This is a genomic window from Variovorax sp. P1_H12_2, from assembly GCF_056405335.1.
The window spans coordinates 1-15287 of record NZ_JBFUCI010000118.1 but is presented as its reverse complement, the minus strand read 5'-3'; the positions used below and the strand labels follow the sequence as shown (position 1 = coordinate 15287).

At 66.3% G+C, this 15287-nt stretch carries 13 protein-coding genes; 1 reads left to right on the top strand and 12 read right to left on the bottom strand.

What is annotated here, in order from left to right:
- Positions 1-438: 438 nt before the first annotated feature.
- Positions 439-2352: a tannase/feruloyl esterase family alpha/beta hydrolase gene (locus tag AC1D2K_RS14265; RefSeq protein ID WP_478089481.1), complete on the bottom strand. Its 1914-nt coding sequence runs from the start codon at positions 2350-2352 to the stop codon at positions 439-441.
- Positions 2353-2435: 83 nt separating this feature from the next.
- Positions 2436-3389: a LysR family transcriptional regulator gene (locus AC1D2K_RS14260; protein ID WP_478089480.1), complete on the bottom strand. Its 954-nt coding sequence runs from the start codon at positions 3387-3389 to the stop codon at positions 2436-2438.
- On the opposite strand from AC1D2K_RS14260, the gene AC1D2K_RS14255 reads away from it, so the two are divergent.
- Complete coding sequence (locus AC1D2K_RS14255) at positions 3388-4434, top strand: tripartite tricarboxylate transporter substrate-binding protein (protein WP_478089479.1); 1047 nt, start codon at positions 3388-3390, stop codon at positions 4432-4434. The genes AC1D2K_RS14260 and AC1D2K_RS14255 overlap by 2 nt on opposite strands.
- 606 nt (positions 4435-5040) lie before the next feature.
- Here AC1D2K_RS14255 and fba read toward each other — a convergent pair.
- From fba to AC1D2K_RS14205, 10 genes are all read right to left on the bottom strand, one after another.
- Positions 5041-6039 (bottom strand): class II fructose-bisphosphate aldolase, encoded by a 999-nt coding sequence (gene fba / locus AC1D2K_RS14250; protein ID WP_478089478.1) that lies wholly within the window; start codon positions 6037-6039, stop codon positions 5041-5043.
- A 15-nt stretch (positions 6040-6054) separates the two neighbouring features.
- Positions 6055-7254, bottom strand: a complete 1200-nt coding sequence (locus tag AC1D2K_RS14245) for a phosphoglycerate kinase (protein ID WP_478089477.1) — start codon at positions 7252-7254, stop codon at positions 6055-6057.
- Positions 7255-7268: 14 nt separating this feature from the next.
- On the bottom strand, positions 7269-8288 hold the full coding sequence (gap, locus tag AC1D2K_RS14240) for a type I glyceraldehyde-3-phosphate dehydrogenase (protein WP_478089476.1): 1020 nt from the start codon (positions 8286-8288) through the stop codon (positions 7269-7271).
- On the bottom strand, positions 8285-10363 hold the full coding sequence (tkt, locus tag AC1D2K_RS14235; RefSeq protein ID WP_478089482.1) for a transketolase: 2079 nt from the start codon (positions 10361-10363) through the stop codon (positions 8285-8287). The genes gap and tkt overlap by 4 nt, the downstream gene beginning before the upstream one ends.
- A 19-nt stretch (positions 10364-10382) precedes the next feature.
- Positions 10383-11261: a phosphoribulokinase gene (locus tag AC1D2K_RS14230; RefSeq protein WP_478089475.1), complete on the bottom strand. Its 879-nt coding sequence runs from the start codon at positions 11259-11261 to the stop codon at positions 10383-10385.
- Positions 11262-11295: 34 nt separating this feature from the next.
- Complete coding sequence (locus tag AC1D2K_RS14225; RefSeq protein ID WP_478089474.1) at positions 11296-12366, bottom strand: class 1 fructose-bisphosphatase; 1071 nt, start codon at positions 12364-12366, stop codon at positions 11296-11298.
- 23 nt (positions 12367-12389) lie between these two features.
- Positions 12390-13073 (bottom strand): HAD-IA family hydrolase, encoded by a 684-nt coding sequence (locus AC1D2K_RS14220; protein WP_478089473.1) that lies wholly within the window; start codon positions 13071-13073, stop codon positions 12390-12392.
- Complete coding sequence (rpe, locus tag AC1D2K_RS14215) at positions 13073-13771, bottom strand: ribulose-phosphate 3-epimerase (RefSeq protein ID WP_478089472.1); 699 nt, start codon at positions 13769-13771, stop codon at positions 13073-13075. The genes AC1D2K_RS14220 and rpe overlap by 1 nt, the downstream gene beginning before the upstream one ends.
- Positions 13768-14583: an HAD-IA family hydrolase gene (locus AC1D2K_RS14210; protein ID WP_478089471.1), complete on the bottom strand. Its 816-nt coding sequence runs from the start codon at positions 14581-14583 to the stop codon at positions 13768-13770. Before AC1D2K_RS14210 ends, rpe begins: the two co-directional genes overlap by 4 nt.
- On the bottom strand, positions 14580-15287 hold a 708-nt coding region (locus AC1D2K_RS14205; protein ID WP_478089470.1), incomplete at its 5' end, for an AAA family ATPase. The genes AC1D2K_RS14210 and AC1D2K_RS14205, both read right to left, overlap by 4 nt.

Below are 15287 nucleotides of genomic sequence, written 5' to 3'. Positions count from 1 at the left end.
CATCGATATAGGCGCCATCGCTCTGCAGGCGCGACAGATCGACCCGCCAGCCCACGCCAGCCATGAGCCATTTGAAGTCGACCAGATTGAGGAAGGCGTCGTACTCTTCCGAGCCTTTGGCATGTGTCGCATTCATGTATTCCGCCGCCTACAGATCCTTATCCTGCTGAAGATCAGGCATCCCCAAGGGTGCGTCCGGCGTTGCCGTGGGTAGGGACCTGAACGCCGTCTACAAGGACACCTACACTGCCCTGAAGCCCAAGTACGTTCACTGGGTCATCTTCGACGACTGCTTAACCGTTCGTTATGACCGGATGACATCCGCGCATCTGGACAGCCGGCCGCGACGGTCAAATGTGGAAAGCGCTCGACGGCTGAAGCAGAGCGACATCTCTATGAGCGCTACCGAATTCCACAAGACCCTCTTTGCTTCCGTGACTAACGGCAGTCGTAACTGGCAGCGGCCTTGACCGATCCAGGTCCCGCATATGTCGCCTTCTGCGGGTACAGGCACAGCGGCATGGCGATGCTGCCGTCCGCCGAGCTCACGTCGATACGTGCAGGTGCAACGCCTTGCTCCACCCATTTGCGCAAGGCCACGAAGAGTTCGTCGCGGCCGTTGACGTACTGCGGCAGCGGCACCTTGGCGCCATCGAGGTTCGCGTTGGTTGACGGGTTTATCGAAGCGCTCGTCGAGAATGTGCTGTCGTGTGCGAGGCCGGGAATCAGGAACAGTCGATCGAAGGTCTGCACAGCCGCCGTTCCGCCCATCGTTGCTGCAACGCGATAGAAGTAGTTGAGCGAGCCCTGAGGCATGATCTTGTCGTCGGCCAGGCCGTGATAGGTCAGGAGCTTTCCGCCTGCATCCCGCCACGCGCCGAGGTCTGGATTGTCCGTGTTGATCTGGCTGAACGCGCTCTGCAAAGCGACACCTCGTGCTGATGCGGCCGCCAACATTGCATAGTCGAGCGACTTCCACTTGCTGGTTCCGTTGCCGGTCGCATTCGTGAACGTGTTGCCGGCGTAGGCCGGATCCTGGAGCTCCAGCGCAACCTGGTCGGTTGCGATCGCGAACGGGGTCGCGCCGGCCAACGACAGGGCTAGGTTGGTCCCCCGCGTCAGTCCCCACCAGAGCTGGTCGGAGCTGCTTTGCGTGAGGCCAGCGCCGTTGTCGACCGCGGGGTCGGGAAAGGTGCCTGTGACGGTCTGTCCGTACCAGATCTGGTTGATTACGCGCGCTTCGGCGAGGCTGACGCACGACGCACTGGCGCTTGCGCCCGTCACACCGTTACCGGCCACGCCCGCGCACAGCACATTCGCATCCTTCGTAGGGTCGTAACGGCATTGGAGCGGATCAGCCAGGAAGCCCAGCCCCAGAGTGTCGCACGCCGTGACGGCCGCGCCGCTGACGAGGGCGATCTTTGACGCGGCCATCGGCGTGCCCAATTCGCGCTGCATCGCCACCTGCGGGTAGAGTTCGGCCGTGATGAACTTTGTCCAATTGAAGGCCGGCGCGCCGGCCAGGATGCCGCTGAAGTCGTTCGGATATTTCTGGGCCAGCTTGAAGCCCTGGCGTCCGCCCGTCGAGAAGCCGTCCCAGTAGGCATAGGTTTGCGCTTCGCCATAGTAAGCCTTGGCGAGCGCCTTGGTCTTCACTGACATCTCGTGCAGGCTGCGCTCGGCGAAGTCCTGCCAAAGCACCGTATTAATGGTGCCGTCGGGATTCATCGCAAAAGAGCCGTTGTTGAGCAGCGCATGGCCGTGATCGGACGCCGCGACGACGTAACCCTTGCTAACAGCCGGCAAGAACTGGGCGCGCGACCCGATCTGCGTCGGGTCGGCGTGTGTGCCTCCGGCCCAGCCGCCGCTGCCCATCGCGCGAATGACGCGATTCCACGCCGATGGTGCAGGCAGCCACACCTCGATGCCTATGCCTGCCGAAGTCGACGGTGCACCGGCCGGTCCGGGGTTCCCGGGACCGACAAGCAGTTTGACGAAGCACATGTCCACTCCCGCGACTGGTGGCGTCGGAGACGCYGGCGTGCCGGAGAGCGCGATCCGGTCACCGGCCTTGAATGCATGCACCACGAGCACTGACGTGCTGGCGTCTGGCTTGAAATTGGCGGCGATCGAGTCGTCACAGGTGAGCTTCGTTGCGACCGGCGGCGTTGTAGCCACGGGCGCCGGTGTCGTGGGCGAAACGATCGAGGGAAATCCGGCGCCGTTACTGCTGCCGCCGCCACAGGCCGCGAGGGTTCCCGCGACGGTCACCATCGCCAGCAGCCTCCATGCCCTGTTCACGAGTAGCGCAACGCGGTTCAGGCCCCATCGGGCCGATGCTTCGTATTTCACTTGTCTCCTTTGTTTTGAATTACCGGGGGTCCGCGGAGTGTTCGGGATCCGCAGACAGGTGACAAATCGGAAATTAAAGCGAGCTATTCGAATTGCCTATAGCTAGTGATCGGAATGGCGGCCAAGAAGCGAAGCATGCGCAAGGTGGAGTCGCGCGAATCGCCGTGCCGCGCGAGCACGCCGAGTCCGGGCATAGGTGGCAGACCAGGCAGCGGCAACTCCGCGATCGCACCAGCGTCCAGCAGGTCGCGCACGAAACTCCAGGGCACGAAACCCAGCAACCCTTCCTCGTCGAGCAGCCGGCGAATGAGCGTGTGGCTGCGCGTGATGACCGGATGGGTGCTCACGTTCGCCGGCGCTTGCTCGCATAGGCCGTCGAACACCTGCCGCGCGATCGAGCCCGCGGGCGACAGCAACCACCGTTCACGCCAAGCGGACCTCCATGTGACGCGGCGCATCGCCGCCAGACGGTGGCTTGCCGCGCAGATCACGGCCAGCCGGTCGTCCTGCACGGGCGTGAAAGACCAGCCATCAGGAAGCACGGCGGGCCGCCGACAGACCACAATGTCGACCTCTCGCCGCGTCACGGCCAGCAGGAGATCGTCGCCTTCGGCCTCGCGGATTTGGATCCTGATCGCCGGAGATGCGCGGCAGAACGCCGGCAGCGCCTTCAACAGGATCCCGTTCATCGCAGAGGCCGACGCCACGACCCGGACGACGCTCGCACCTTTGTCCTGGCGCGCGAAGACGATCTCCGCGCTTTCCGCGGCGACCTGCATCAACTGGCGCGCGACCGGAAGTATGTCAAGGCAGGCCGGGGTCGGGCGCACACCGCGCGCATGCCGTTCGAACAGCCTTGTCTGCAGTAGGCTTTCGAGGCTTGCGAGGGTTTGCGTTACGCTTGGTTGTGCCAGCCCGATCTGTTCAGCGGCGCGCTGGATGCTGCCCAGCTCCGCCACCTTGAGCAGAATTTGGATGTGGCGGAATTTGCCGCGCGCCAGTATTCGATTGAGAAGAACCGAGGCTGTTTCTCGCATGGAATTGATCGGAAATCAGAAGGTGTGTGCAACGGCCCCGATCGTAGGCGAACTGCCTGTTGGTTGGTACGGCGAGCCGCGGCGCCGCGCGGCATTCCTCGCATTGCTGGGCCTTGCCGCGGCGGGCGTGGTGCGGGCGTCCAGCGCCTGGGCGGGCGACACAGGCATCGTGCGCCTCGTCGTCGCCGCGCCACCCGGCGGTTCCTCGGATCTGCTCGCGCGCCGGCTGGCCCGGGGCATGCAGCCGGCCCTCGGGCGGCCAGTGATTGTCGAGAACCGGCCGGGCGCAGGCGGCGCCATTGCCGCCGCATTCGTCGCGCGCGCGGCACCCGACGGGAACACTGTGCTTCTGTCGTCGTCCGGCGACGCCGTCCAGCAAGCGCTGCACCCGGAACGTGCTATCGACATCCGCACTGACTTCGTCCATGTCACGCAAGTCGCGGCCACCACGAACGTGCTTGTCGCGCATCCCTCGCTGCAGGCACGAAGCCTGGCCGCGCTCGTCGACGAAGCGCACGCGCATCCGGGCCGGCTGGCATACGCGAGTGCGGGTAAAGGATCATCGGGGCATCTCGCCATGGAAATGCTCAAGCAGCGTGCGAAAATCGACATGGTCCACGTGCCCTACCAAGGAGGGGCGCCCGCCTTCAACGAGTTGTTGAGCGGCCGCTTGCCCCTGATGTTCACCAATCCCGACCAGGCACTGCCATGGATACGGCGGCAACGCGTGTGTGCGCTCGCCGTGAGCAGTCTCCAGCGCATTGCGGTGCTGGATGCCGTTCCCACCGTCATCGAGTGCGGATTCCCTGGCTTCGAGGCTACTGCATGGGCCGGGCTGTCCGTGCCACGGGGGACGCCCCCATCGCGGGTCGGCACATTGTACGATGCAGCGTGCATAGCCATGAACGGTGCCATGCGCGCGGAGGAAGCTAGCATCGGCATTGAGATCGTGAGTTCATCTCCCGAGCGCTATGACGCATTCATCCGAAGCGAAGTTGGCAAGTGGGCCGAACTAATTCAGATGACCGGCCTCGATCTGAATTGAGGTCAGTGGTCCAACACATGCCCGGAAACTGGCGCTGAGCGATGCACGACGACGACGGGAGAGGCGCAGTAAGCCACAGCGGGGTTCAGAGAATCGACGTTTATGGGGATTTGCGCGGCCGCGGAGTGTGGGGCGTGACGGATGCGCGCATGTGCGGCCTGGCTGGACCGATCCCTCGCGGTGCCACGCCCGACTGCGGCGCCGTGCGACAGAGGCTGCATCGAGCGGATGGCTGCTGCAGGCACGCGCCGACGCGGCCGCTAAGCACATATTGCTGATCGGCACCGAGCGCAGTTTGGCTGTACAGCCGGTCATGACGGTGGCGGTGCGGGGATCGCTGGAACGCGAGCCCAACTCTGCACGAAGACCCTGGCAGGGCCGCGGTGCCGACAGATGAAAGTGGAGCCAGCGGCGTGAGAGTCGCGGTGATGGCTTCGACACGGCCAGCCGCAAAGTCGTCAACGTGCTCGGCATCACGCCCGACGCGGCCGCCAAGGCGAAGCTCTATCTGCTGGCCTTTTTGAACAGCTGACGGCCCGGCTTCACTGGACTCCTCGTCGCTACTGCGACAGAACGCAAGATTGCCATTGGCCGCCCGGCTCTTGATCAGATATGTGCGGCCTGGCCGGCACAGCCAAACGCCTCGAAGCGGTCCACGCAGAGATCACGTGCGGCCAATGTCGCATCCTTGAGGAACCTGCGGGGATCGAATTCCCGCGGGTTCCTGGTCATCGCGCGACGCAGCGCGCCTGTCATCGCCAAGCGGATGTCGGTGTCGATGTTGATCTTGCGCACGCCATGACGGATCCCTTCGCAGATCTCGGCCACCGGTACACCGTAGGTTTCCTTGATCTCGCCGCCATGCTCGCGGATGATCTGAAGCCACTCTTGTGGCACCGACGACGAGCCATGCATGACGAGATGGGTGTCGGGAATGCGCGCGTGGATGGCCTTGATGCGATCGATCGCGAGGATATCGCCGGTGGGCTGGCGGCTGAACTTGTACGCGCCATGCGACGTACCGATGGCAATCGCCAACGCATCGACGCCGGTACGCGCCACGAAATCCGCCGCTTCATCGGGGTCGGTCAGCAACTGGTCGTGCGACAGCACGCCGACCGCCCCCACGCCATCTTCCTCACCGGCCAGGCCCGATTCGAGCGATCCAAGACAACCGAGCTCGCCTTCGACCGACACGCCCACCGCGTGTGCCATCTCGACCACGCGACGGGTGACGTCGACGTTGTATTCATAGCTGGCCGGCGTCTTCGCATCTTCCTGAAGCGAACCGTCCATCATGACGCTGGTGAAGCCGGAGCGGATCGAGCGGATGCAGACGGCCGGACTCGAGCCGTGGTCCTGGTGCATGACGATCGGGATGCCCGGGTACATCTCGGCCGCAGCCTCGACCATCTTGCGCAGGAACGGCTCACCCGCGTATTTGCGCGCGCCGGCCGAGGCCTGCAGGATGACCGGGCTGTCGGTCTTCTCGGCGGCCTGCATGATGGCCTGGATCTGCTCCAGGTTGTTGACGTTGAAGGCAGGCACGCCGTAGCCGCACTGGGCGGCGTGGTCCAGCAGCTTGCGCAAGGAAATCATGGCCATAGGGTCTCCGGTGGATCAAAAAAGGGAATGCGATTCACGCGCACGCTCCTGGAGCGCGCGCACGGCCGGCAAGGTCTTGCCTTCCAGGAACTCGAGAAAGGCGCCGCCGGCTGTGGACACGTAGCCCATCCGGTCGGCGACGTCGAAAGCGTTGATGGCGGCCACGGTGTCGCCGCCGCCTGCGATCGAGAAGGCGGCGGAACCAGCGATGGCCTGCGCCAGCGCGCGGGTTCCACCGGCGAACGCGTCGATCTCGAACACGCCCAGCGGGCCATTCCACAAAACGGTCTTGCAGGCGGCCAGTTCCCCTAGCAGCAGGCGCACCGATTCCGGCCCGTAGTCGAAGACCATCTCGTCCGGTGCAATGGCGTCGACGCCGCAGATGCGGGTGGCCGCGGCCGCCGAAAGTTCCCTGGCCGTGATCACGTCGACCGGCACGAACAGCCGTGCGCCACGGGCCGCCAGCGTGGCCACGACTTCGCGCGCCGCGGCCACCATGCCGGGCTCGCAGAGCGACCGTCCCACGGCCTTGCCGTCCGCCAGAAGAAAGGTGTTGGCCATGCCGCCGCCCACCGCCAGGACATCGACCCGCGCGGCCAGCGCATTCAGGATCGACAATTTGGTCGACACCTTTGCGCCGCCGACGATGGCGGCCATTGGCCGCGCCGGGTCGGCCAGCGCGCGGCCCAGGGCTTCGAGTTCGGAAGCCATCAGCGGACCGGCACAGGCCTCGGGGGCCAGTCGAGCCAGCGCCTCGGTCGTGGCTTCGGCGCGGTGCGCGGTGCCGAAGGCATCATTGACATAGACGTCGCACAGCTTCGCCATGCGCGCAGCCAGTGCCAGCGCGTTGGCCTTCTCGCCCAGGTTGGCGCGACAATTCTCGAGCAAGACGACGCGGCCTTCGGTCACCTCGAAGCCGCCGTCGAGCCAATCGCACACCAGCGGCACTGGCATGCCGAGCAACTCGCCCAGGCGTCGGGCCACCGGTGCCAGCGATTCGCCGGCAGCCAGCGCGCCTTCGTGCGGCCGCCCCAGATGCGAGGCAACCATCACGCGTGCGCCCTCGCCCAGCGCGTGGCGGATGCAGCCGAGACTGGCACGGATGCGGGTGTCGTCCGTGATGCGCCCCGCGGTGTCCAGAGGCACGTTCAGGTCGCAGCGGATGAACACGCGGCGCCCTCGCAGGGCGACAGACGCCAGAGTCTTGAGCTTCATGGTGGCGGTTTTTCTCAGGCCTGCGCCATCGCACACGCGGTGTCAAGCATGCGGTTGGAGAAGCCCCATTCGTTGTCGTACCAGGCGCAAACCTTCACGAGCCGACCCGATACCTTGGTGCAGGTCGCGTCGAAGATGCTCGACCTCGAATCGTGGTTGAAGTCCACCGACACCAGCGGCTCGTCGCTATAACCGAGCACGCCCGCGAGCGGACCGGCTGCGGCAGCTTCGCGCATCAGCCCATTGATCTCGTCCACGGTGGTCGCCCGGCCGGCGCTGAAGCTCAGGTCGACCATCGACACGTTGAGGGTCGGCACGCGCACCGCGAAGCCGTCGAGGCGCCCCGCGAGCGCCGGCAGCACCAGGCCGACCGCCGCAGCCGCACCGGTGCGTGTCGGGATCATCGACTGCGTGGCCGAGCGCGCGCGGCGCAGGTCCTCGTGGTAGAGATCGGTCAAGACCTGGTCGTTCGTGTAGCTGTGGATCGTGGTCATGAGGCCGTTCTCGATACCGACCGTGCCGTGCAACACCTGCGCGACCGGCGCCAGGCAATTGGTGGTGCACGAAGCGTTCGAAACCACCGTGTGTGCCGGCCGCAGCGTGCCGTGATTGACCCCGTAGACGATCGTTGCATCCACATCGGCGCCGCCGGGCGCGCTGATCAGCACCTTGCCGGCGCCAGCGGCGAGATGGGCACTGGCCCGCGCCTTGGTGGTGAAAAGCCCGGTGCACTCCATGACCAGATCAATTCCGAGCGACTTCCAGGGCAGCTCCGCCGGATTTCGCGCCGATCTCACCTGGATGCGCTGCTCACCCACCACGAGGCAGTCGCCCTCGTGGCGCACCGGCACCGCGAAGCGGCCATGCGTGGTGTCATGGCGGGTCAGGTGGGCATTGGTCCTCGCATCGCCCAGGTCATTGATGGCGACGATACGGATCGCTTCGCCATTGCCGTGGGACGGCGACTCGAACAATGCACGCAGCACGTTGCGGCCGATGCGGCCGTAGCCATTGATGGCAACTCTCAGGGTCATGATGCTTGATGGGAAAGGGAAGAGAAATCAGCTGAAGGACCGGACGAAGCGGGATCCGCCGCGGGGGCTCGCCGGACCAATGCCCATGCCCGGTCCGCCACCGCGTCCGCGGTGATGCCGAAGAGCTTGAAGAGCGCGGCGGCCGGTGCCGATTCGCCAAAGCGATCGATGCCCACGACATCGCCCTCCTCGCCCACGAGCTTCCACCAGAGCGCCGTGCACCCGGCCTCGATCGCGAGGCGCGGCAGATGGCGCGGAATCACATCCCGCCGGTAGGCCGCTTCCTGGCGCTCGAACACGTCCATGCAGGGCATCGACACGATGCGCGAGGCAATGCCTCGTGCAGCCAGCAGCTCTGCGGCCGCCATCGCGACGCCCAATTCCGAGCCACTGGCCAGCAGCACCACCTGTTCACCCGCAGAGCGCCGCAACACGTAGCCGCCACGGCCGATCGACTCGAGCCGCGGCGTCGCGCTTCCGGCGTGCGGCAGGGCCTGGCGCGTGAGCAGCAGGCAGCTCGGGCCGTCGACGCGGCGCAGCGCTTCGCGCCAGGCAACGACAGTCTCGGTCGCATCGCCCGGGCGCCACACGTCCACGCCGGGAATCAGTCGCAGGCTGGACGCATGCTCGACCGGCTGGTGCGTGGGGCCGTCCTCGCCGAGGCCGATCGAATCGTGGGTGAAGACGTAGATCACCGGCAGCTTCATCAGCGATGACATCCGGATGCCGTTGCGCGCGTAGTCGGAGAACGCCAGGAACGTCCCGCCGAAGGGTCGATAGCCACCGTGCAGCGCCAGGCCGTTCATGACCGCTGACATGGCGAACTCGCGCACGCCGTAGTGCACGTGGTTGCCCGTGCCCTTGCCGAGCAGGGGGCGATGGCCCCGCCAGTCGGTGAGGTTGGACCCGGTCAGGTCGGCCGAACCACCCAGCAGTTCGGGACTGGCCGGGCCAATGAACTGCAGCGCATCCTGGGAAGCCTTGCGGGTGGCGACCGCCGCGCGGGCGCCCTCGGCCGCGGTGCAAGCGGCCGACAGCGCAGCCTCTGTTGAGGGCGCCGGCGCCGCATCGCGCGCCTGCCGGCGCAGAAACTCGGCCGCCAGGTCGGGATGCGCAGCGGCGTAGGCGGTGAACGACCGTTGCCAGGCCGCGTTCAGGCGCGCGCCGCGTGCAACCGCCGACCAGGCTTGCTGCACGGGCTGCGGAATCACGAAAGGCTCGTCGTGCCAGTCCAGCGCCGCCCGCGTCTTCGCGACCTCGTCGGCCCCGAGCGGCGCGCCATGGACATCTGCGGTGCCGGCGCGGTTCGGCGAACCCTGCCCGATGGTCGTCCGGCAGCACACCAGCACCGGCTTGTCGGCGTTCAGCGCCGTTGCCATCGCACGGTCAAGCGCTTCGGTGTCGTGCCCGTCCACGCCGCGCACCACGGTCCAGCCATAGGCTTCGAAGCGCCTCGGGGTGTCGTCGGTGAACCAACCGGCGACGTCGCCGTCGATCGAGATGCCGTTGTCGTCATAGAAGGCCACCAGCTTGCGCAGACCCCAGGTGCCGGCGAGCGAGCAGGCTTCATGGCTGATGCCCTCCATGAGGCATCCGTCGCCCAGGAACACATAGGTGCGATGGTCGACAATGGTGTGSCCCGGACGGTTGAATTCCTGCGCGAGCAGCTTTTCCGCCAGCGCCATGCCGACCGCGTTGGCCAGGCCTTGCCCCAGGGGCCCGGTCGTGGTTTCGACGCCCGGCGTCAAGCCGATCTCCGGGTGCCCCGGGGTGCACGAATGCAGCTGGCGGAATCTCTTGAGCTCGTCCATGGGCAACGCATAGCCGCTCAGGTGCAGCAGCGCATACAGCAGCATGGAGCCGTGGCCGTTCGAGAGCACGAACCGGTCGCGGTCCAGCCAGGCTGGATCCGACGGATCGTGGCGCAAATGATGCCGCCACAGCGTTTCTGCAATGTCGGCCATGCCCATCGGCATGCCCGGGTGGCCGGAATTCGCAGTCTGCACGGCGTCCATCGCCAAAACCCGCAGCGCATTGGCGCAGACTGCCCGCGGCATGGGATCGGTGTATTGCATATTCATGGTGCTCGCTCCCTCAGGCGCCCAGCAGGTTCTTGCGACGCTCGACCAGGCGCATGATCATCGGCGTGAAGATCAGCTGCATCGCGAGCTCCATCTTTCCGCCGGGCACGACCAGGGTGTTGGCGCGCGACATGAACGAGTCGTGAAGCATCGACAACAGGTACGGGAAGTCGAAGCCGCGCGGATTGGCGAAGCGGATCACCACCAGGCTCTCGTCGGCCGTCGGGATCGTGCGCGCCACGAAGGGGTCGGAGGTGTCGACGACCGGCACGCGCTGAAAGTTGATGTGCGTACGCGTGAACTGCGGACAGATGTAGTGCACGTACTCGTGCATTCGGCGCAGGATCACGTCGGTCACCGCCTCGGTCGAATAGCCGCGCGTGCTGCGGTCACGGTGGATCTTCTGGATCCACTCGAGGTTGATCACCGGCACGACGCCGATCAGCAGGTCGGTGAACCGCGCGATGTCCACCGTGTCCGTCGTCACGCCGCCGTGCAGGCCCTCGTAGAACAGGACGTCGCTGGTCGCAAGCGACTGCCACGGCGTGAAGGTGCCCGGCGGCTGCGCAAAGGGCTGCGCCTCTTCCTCGTTGTGCAGGTACTTTCGGCTCATTCCGTTGCCGGTTTCGGAATAGCTCCGGAAGAGTTGCTGCAGATCCTCGAACAGGTTGGCGTCCTCGCCGAAGTGGCTGAAATGGGGCCGCTCCTCGGCTTCGGCCTTGGCCATGGCGACCTTCATCGACTGGCGGTCGTAGCGATGGAAGCTGTCGCCCTCGACGACGGCAGCCTCCACGTTCTCGCGCCTGAAGATGTTCTCGAACGTGCGGGTCACCGAGGTGGTGCCCGCACCGGACGATCCGGTGATGGCGATGATGGGGTGCTTGGCAGACATGGGATTTCTTCGATGCGGTGAGTCGGTGCGGGTTTCAGGCGGTCGCGAACAGGCCGCGGTGGCCGAACAGGGGCGAATCGAAAGCGCGCGGCGGCTCGTCGCGGTGGTAGGCCTCGATGCGCGACACCTCCTGCGCCGAGCCGAACACGAAGCCGATGCGCTGGTGCAGCGCATCCGGCACGACCTCCATGAGCCGCGAGCGGCCGGTGCTGGCGCCGCCGCCGGCCTGCTCGATCAGGAACGAGATCGGGCTGGCTTCGTAGAGCAGGCGCAGGCGCCCTTCGCGCGCCGGCTCGCGGGTGTCGCGCGGGTAGAGAAAGACGCCGCCGCGCATCAGGATGCGATGCGCCTCGGCGACCAGCGATGCGATCCAGCGCATGTTGAAGTCGGCCGCACGTGCGCCGGACTGGCCCGCCATGCATTCGTCCACGTAGCGCTTGACGGCCGGCTCCCAGAACCGGCTGTTCGACGCGTTGATCGCGAACTCCTGGGTGCGCGGCGGTATCTGCAGGTCCGGATGGCTCAGCACCCACTCGCCCAGCAAGGGGTCGAGAGTGAAGGCATGCGTGCCGCGGCCCATCGTCAGGACCAGCATGGTCGACGGCCCGTAGATCGCGTAGCCGGCACAGACCTGCTGCGTTCCCGGCTGCAGGAAGTCCGCGGTCGCGGGGTCGGCACCCGGCGTGACCGCACGCAGCACGGAGAAGATGCTGCCCACCGAGACGTTGACGTCGATGTTCGACGAGCCGTCAAGCGGATCGAACAACAACAGGTACTTGCCACGCGGATGCTCGGGGGGCAGTGGATAGGGCGCTTCCATTTCTTCCGACGCCATGCCAGCCAGGTGACCACCCCACTCGCTCGCTCGCAGAAACATCGTGTTGCTCAACACGTCCAGGGTCTTCTGTTCCTCGCCCTGGACGTTGGCGGTGCCGGCGCTGCCCAGGACGCCGCCGAGCGATCCATACGCGACCTTGCGCGAGATGGACTTGCAGGCCAGGGACACATCGGTCACCAGTGCGTTCAGGTCACCGGTGGCCTCCGGAAACCGGCGACGTTCCTCGATCAGGAACTGGGTGAGAGTAGACTTTCCTCCGGTGGGCATGGGCGTATCTCCAGGTAGTTGATTCAGTGTCCAAGGGCTCGCGGCGGGCCCATGCGGACCAGCAGGTCCGCGGGCCTCTCGAGGCGCCAGACGGGCCCGACCGGTTCGCTGCCGAGCAGGCCATAGCCCCACCCGGCCCAGGCGGCGCGGCATCCGGCGGCGCGCGCGGCCTGGCAATCGGTGGCCGCGTCGCCGACCATCAGCATGTGCCGCGGGTGCGTACCCAGGACCTGGGCGGCCTGCTCGATCAGCAGTGGCGAAGGTTTGCGCAGGGCGGCCGTGTCGGCGCCATGCACGGCGGCGAAATGACCGAGCAACCCGGCTCCCTCCAGCACGGCCCGTGCCAGGTCGGTCGGCTTGTTGGTGACCACCGCCAGCGGCACGTGGTCGCGTCCGAATTGCTTCAACAGATCTTCGACACCCGCATAGACCGAGCTGTCGGCGAACGGCCGCCGCAGCGTCACCGCGTCGAAGTCGCAGCGCAGGCGATCCGACAGCCGTTCGAGGTCGACATCCTGCAGGTCGATGGCGCTCAGCGCCCGCTCGATCAGCACGTCAGGCCCCTGGCCGATCCAGCCGCGTACGCGCTGCAGGTCGAAGCAAGGCAGATCGGCTTCGCGCAGCGCCGTGTTGAGCGCCAGCGCGATGCCGCCGGCGCTGTCCACCAGCGTGCCGTCCAGGTCGAAGGCGATCGCCTGGAAGCTCATCACGCCGGCCTCGCCAGACGCAACGGTGCGGAGTCGCGGATGGCGGCGATCGCCGCGCGATAGTCCTTGTTCCCGAACACGGCCGACCCGACGACGAGCGTGTCTGCGCCGGCGTCGACCGCACGGCGCGCGTTGCCGGCGTTGATGCCGCCGTCGATTTCGAGCCACACGTCCCGGCCGCTGGCGTCGATCCGGCGGCGCACCGATTCGATCTTCGGCAGCACACTATCGATGAAGGCCTGTCCGCCGAAGCCTGGGTTGACCGACATCAGCAGCACCAGGTCGAGTTCGTCGAGCACGTGGTCGAGCCAGTGCAGCGGAGTCGCCGGGTTGAGCACCAGCCCGGCCTTGATGCCGAGCGACCGAATCAGACGCACCGTTCGGTGCACATGCTCGCTCGCCTCGGGATGGAACGAGACAATGGACGCGCCCGCCTGGGCGAAGAGCGGTATCAGCGCATCGACCGGTCGCGCCATGAGATGCACGTCGATGGGCACGGGAATACCATCCCGCATGCAGTGCGGGCGGATGGCCTCGCACACCATCGGGCCGACACTTAGGTTCGGCACGTAGTGGTTGTCCATCACGTCGAAATGGATCAGGTCGGCACCGGCCTTGATGACGGCCTCGACCTCGTCGCCGAGATGGGCGAAATCGGCCGACAGCAGGCTCGGTGCAATGCGGGGATGGCTGCTCATCGGAAGCTCTCCTGGTGACGGGGGCGCAGCGTGGTGGCGTTGGTGGCAGTGTGGGCAGCGGTCGCGAGGCGAGTGAGTTCGGGCAGGCCGAGCCAGGCTGCGTCGCGCAGAAGATGGCCGGGCTCTCCCTGCAGCGGCGCGTCGACGTCACCGAGATTCGGGAGCACCAGGCCGGCGTCGCCAAAGTCGGCGCCATCGCTCCAGCAGGTTGGCGTCATCAGCGTCCAGATCCCGGCCGCGCGGGCGGACCGCAGTCCGTTGAGGGAGTCTTCGATGGCCACTGCGGACGCCGGCCCGATGCCCAGGTTGCGCAGCGCCAACGCATAGATGTCGGGCGCCGGCTTCTTGGCCTGCACGCGATCACCGCACGCGATCACGCTGAACAGGTCGAAGCCGCGCGCACCGAGGGCGGCGGACAGCAACGCATCGACGTTCGCTGCGCTGGTCGTGCTGGCGATGGCCAGCCGGCAGCCCGCAGTGAGCGCTTCGTCCATGAGCCTTGCCACGCCGGGCCGCAAGGGCACACCGCCGTCCCGGACCATCGCCGTGTAGAACTTCGTCTTATCGGCATGGAGCGCGGGCACCAGGGCGAGCAGCCGCCGCCGCTCGGCGTCGGCGAGGTTGAGCGCATCGATGTGGTGACATAGCCGCTCCTTGCCGCCGGTCACCTCGAGCAGGCACCGATACGCTGCCGGCGACCAGTACCAGCCGAGGCTCTGGCGCTCAAACGCCAGGTTGAAGGCCACGCGGTGCGCTTCCTCGGTGTCGGCCAGCGTGCCGTCCACATCGAAGATCAGGGCGTCGATGCTCATGCCGTTCCCCCTGCTGAAGGCTGTGTCGCGAACACGCGACTCGCGAGCACGTCCTCGGCCTGCAGCGTGCACAGCTGTTCCCGCGTCAACGCCGTGTCCGCCGAGAACAGTCGCGTCGCATGCCGCAACCGGATCCGGTCCAGCGCATTGCGGATCGAACGCGCATTCGCGAAGTGCGGCTGTTCCTTGCGCAGGCTCAGGTAGCGCGCAAAGGCTGGCCCGGCTGCGCTATCGAAGCTGTAGTTCAGCTGCTTGAGCATCAACTGGGCGATCCGCATCAGCTCGGCTTCGGCGTAGTCGGGGAAGTTGATGTGATGCGCGACACGCGACGCCATCCCCGGGTTGCTGCCGAAGAAGGTGTCCATGCGGTCCTTGTAGCCGGCGAGGATCACGACCAGGTCGTCGCGGTTGTTCTCCATCACCTGCAGCAGGATCTCGATCGACTCCTGCCCGTAGTCGCGCTCATTCTCGGGCTTGTAGAGGTAGTAGGCCTCGTCGATGAACAGCACGCCTCCCATCGCCTTCTTCACCACTTCTTTCGTCTTCGGCGCCGTGTGGCCGATGAACTGGCCAACGAGGTCGTCGCGCGTCACCGCCACGAGGTGGCCCTTGCGCACGTAGCCGAGTTGCTTCAGCACCTCGGCCATGCGCATCGCCACTGTCGTCTTTCCGGTGCCCGGGTTGCCGGTGAAGCACATATGAAG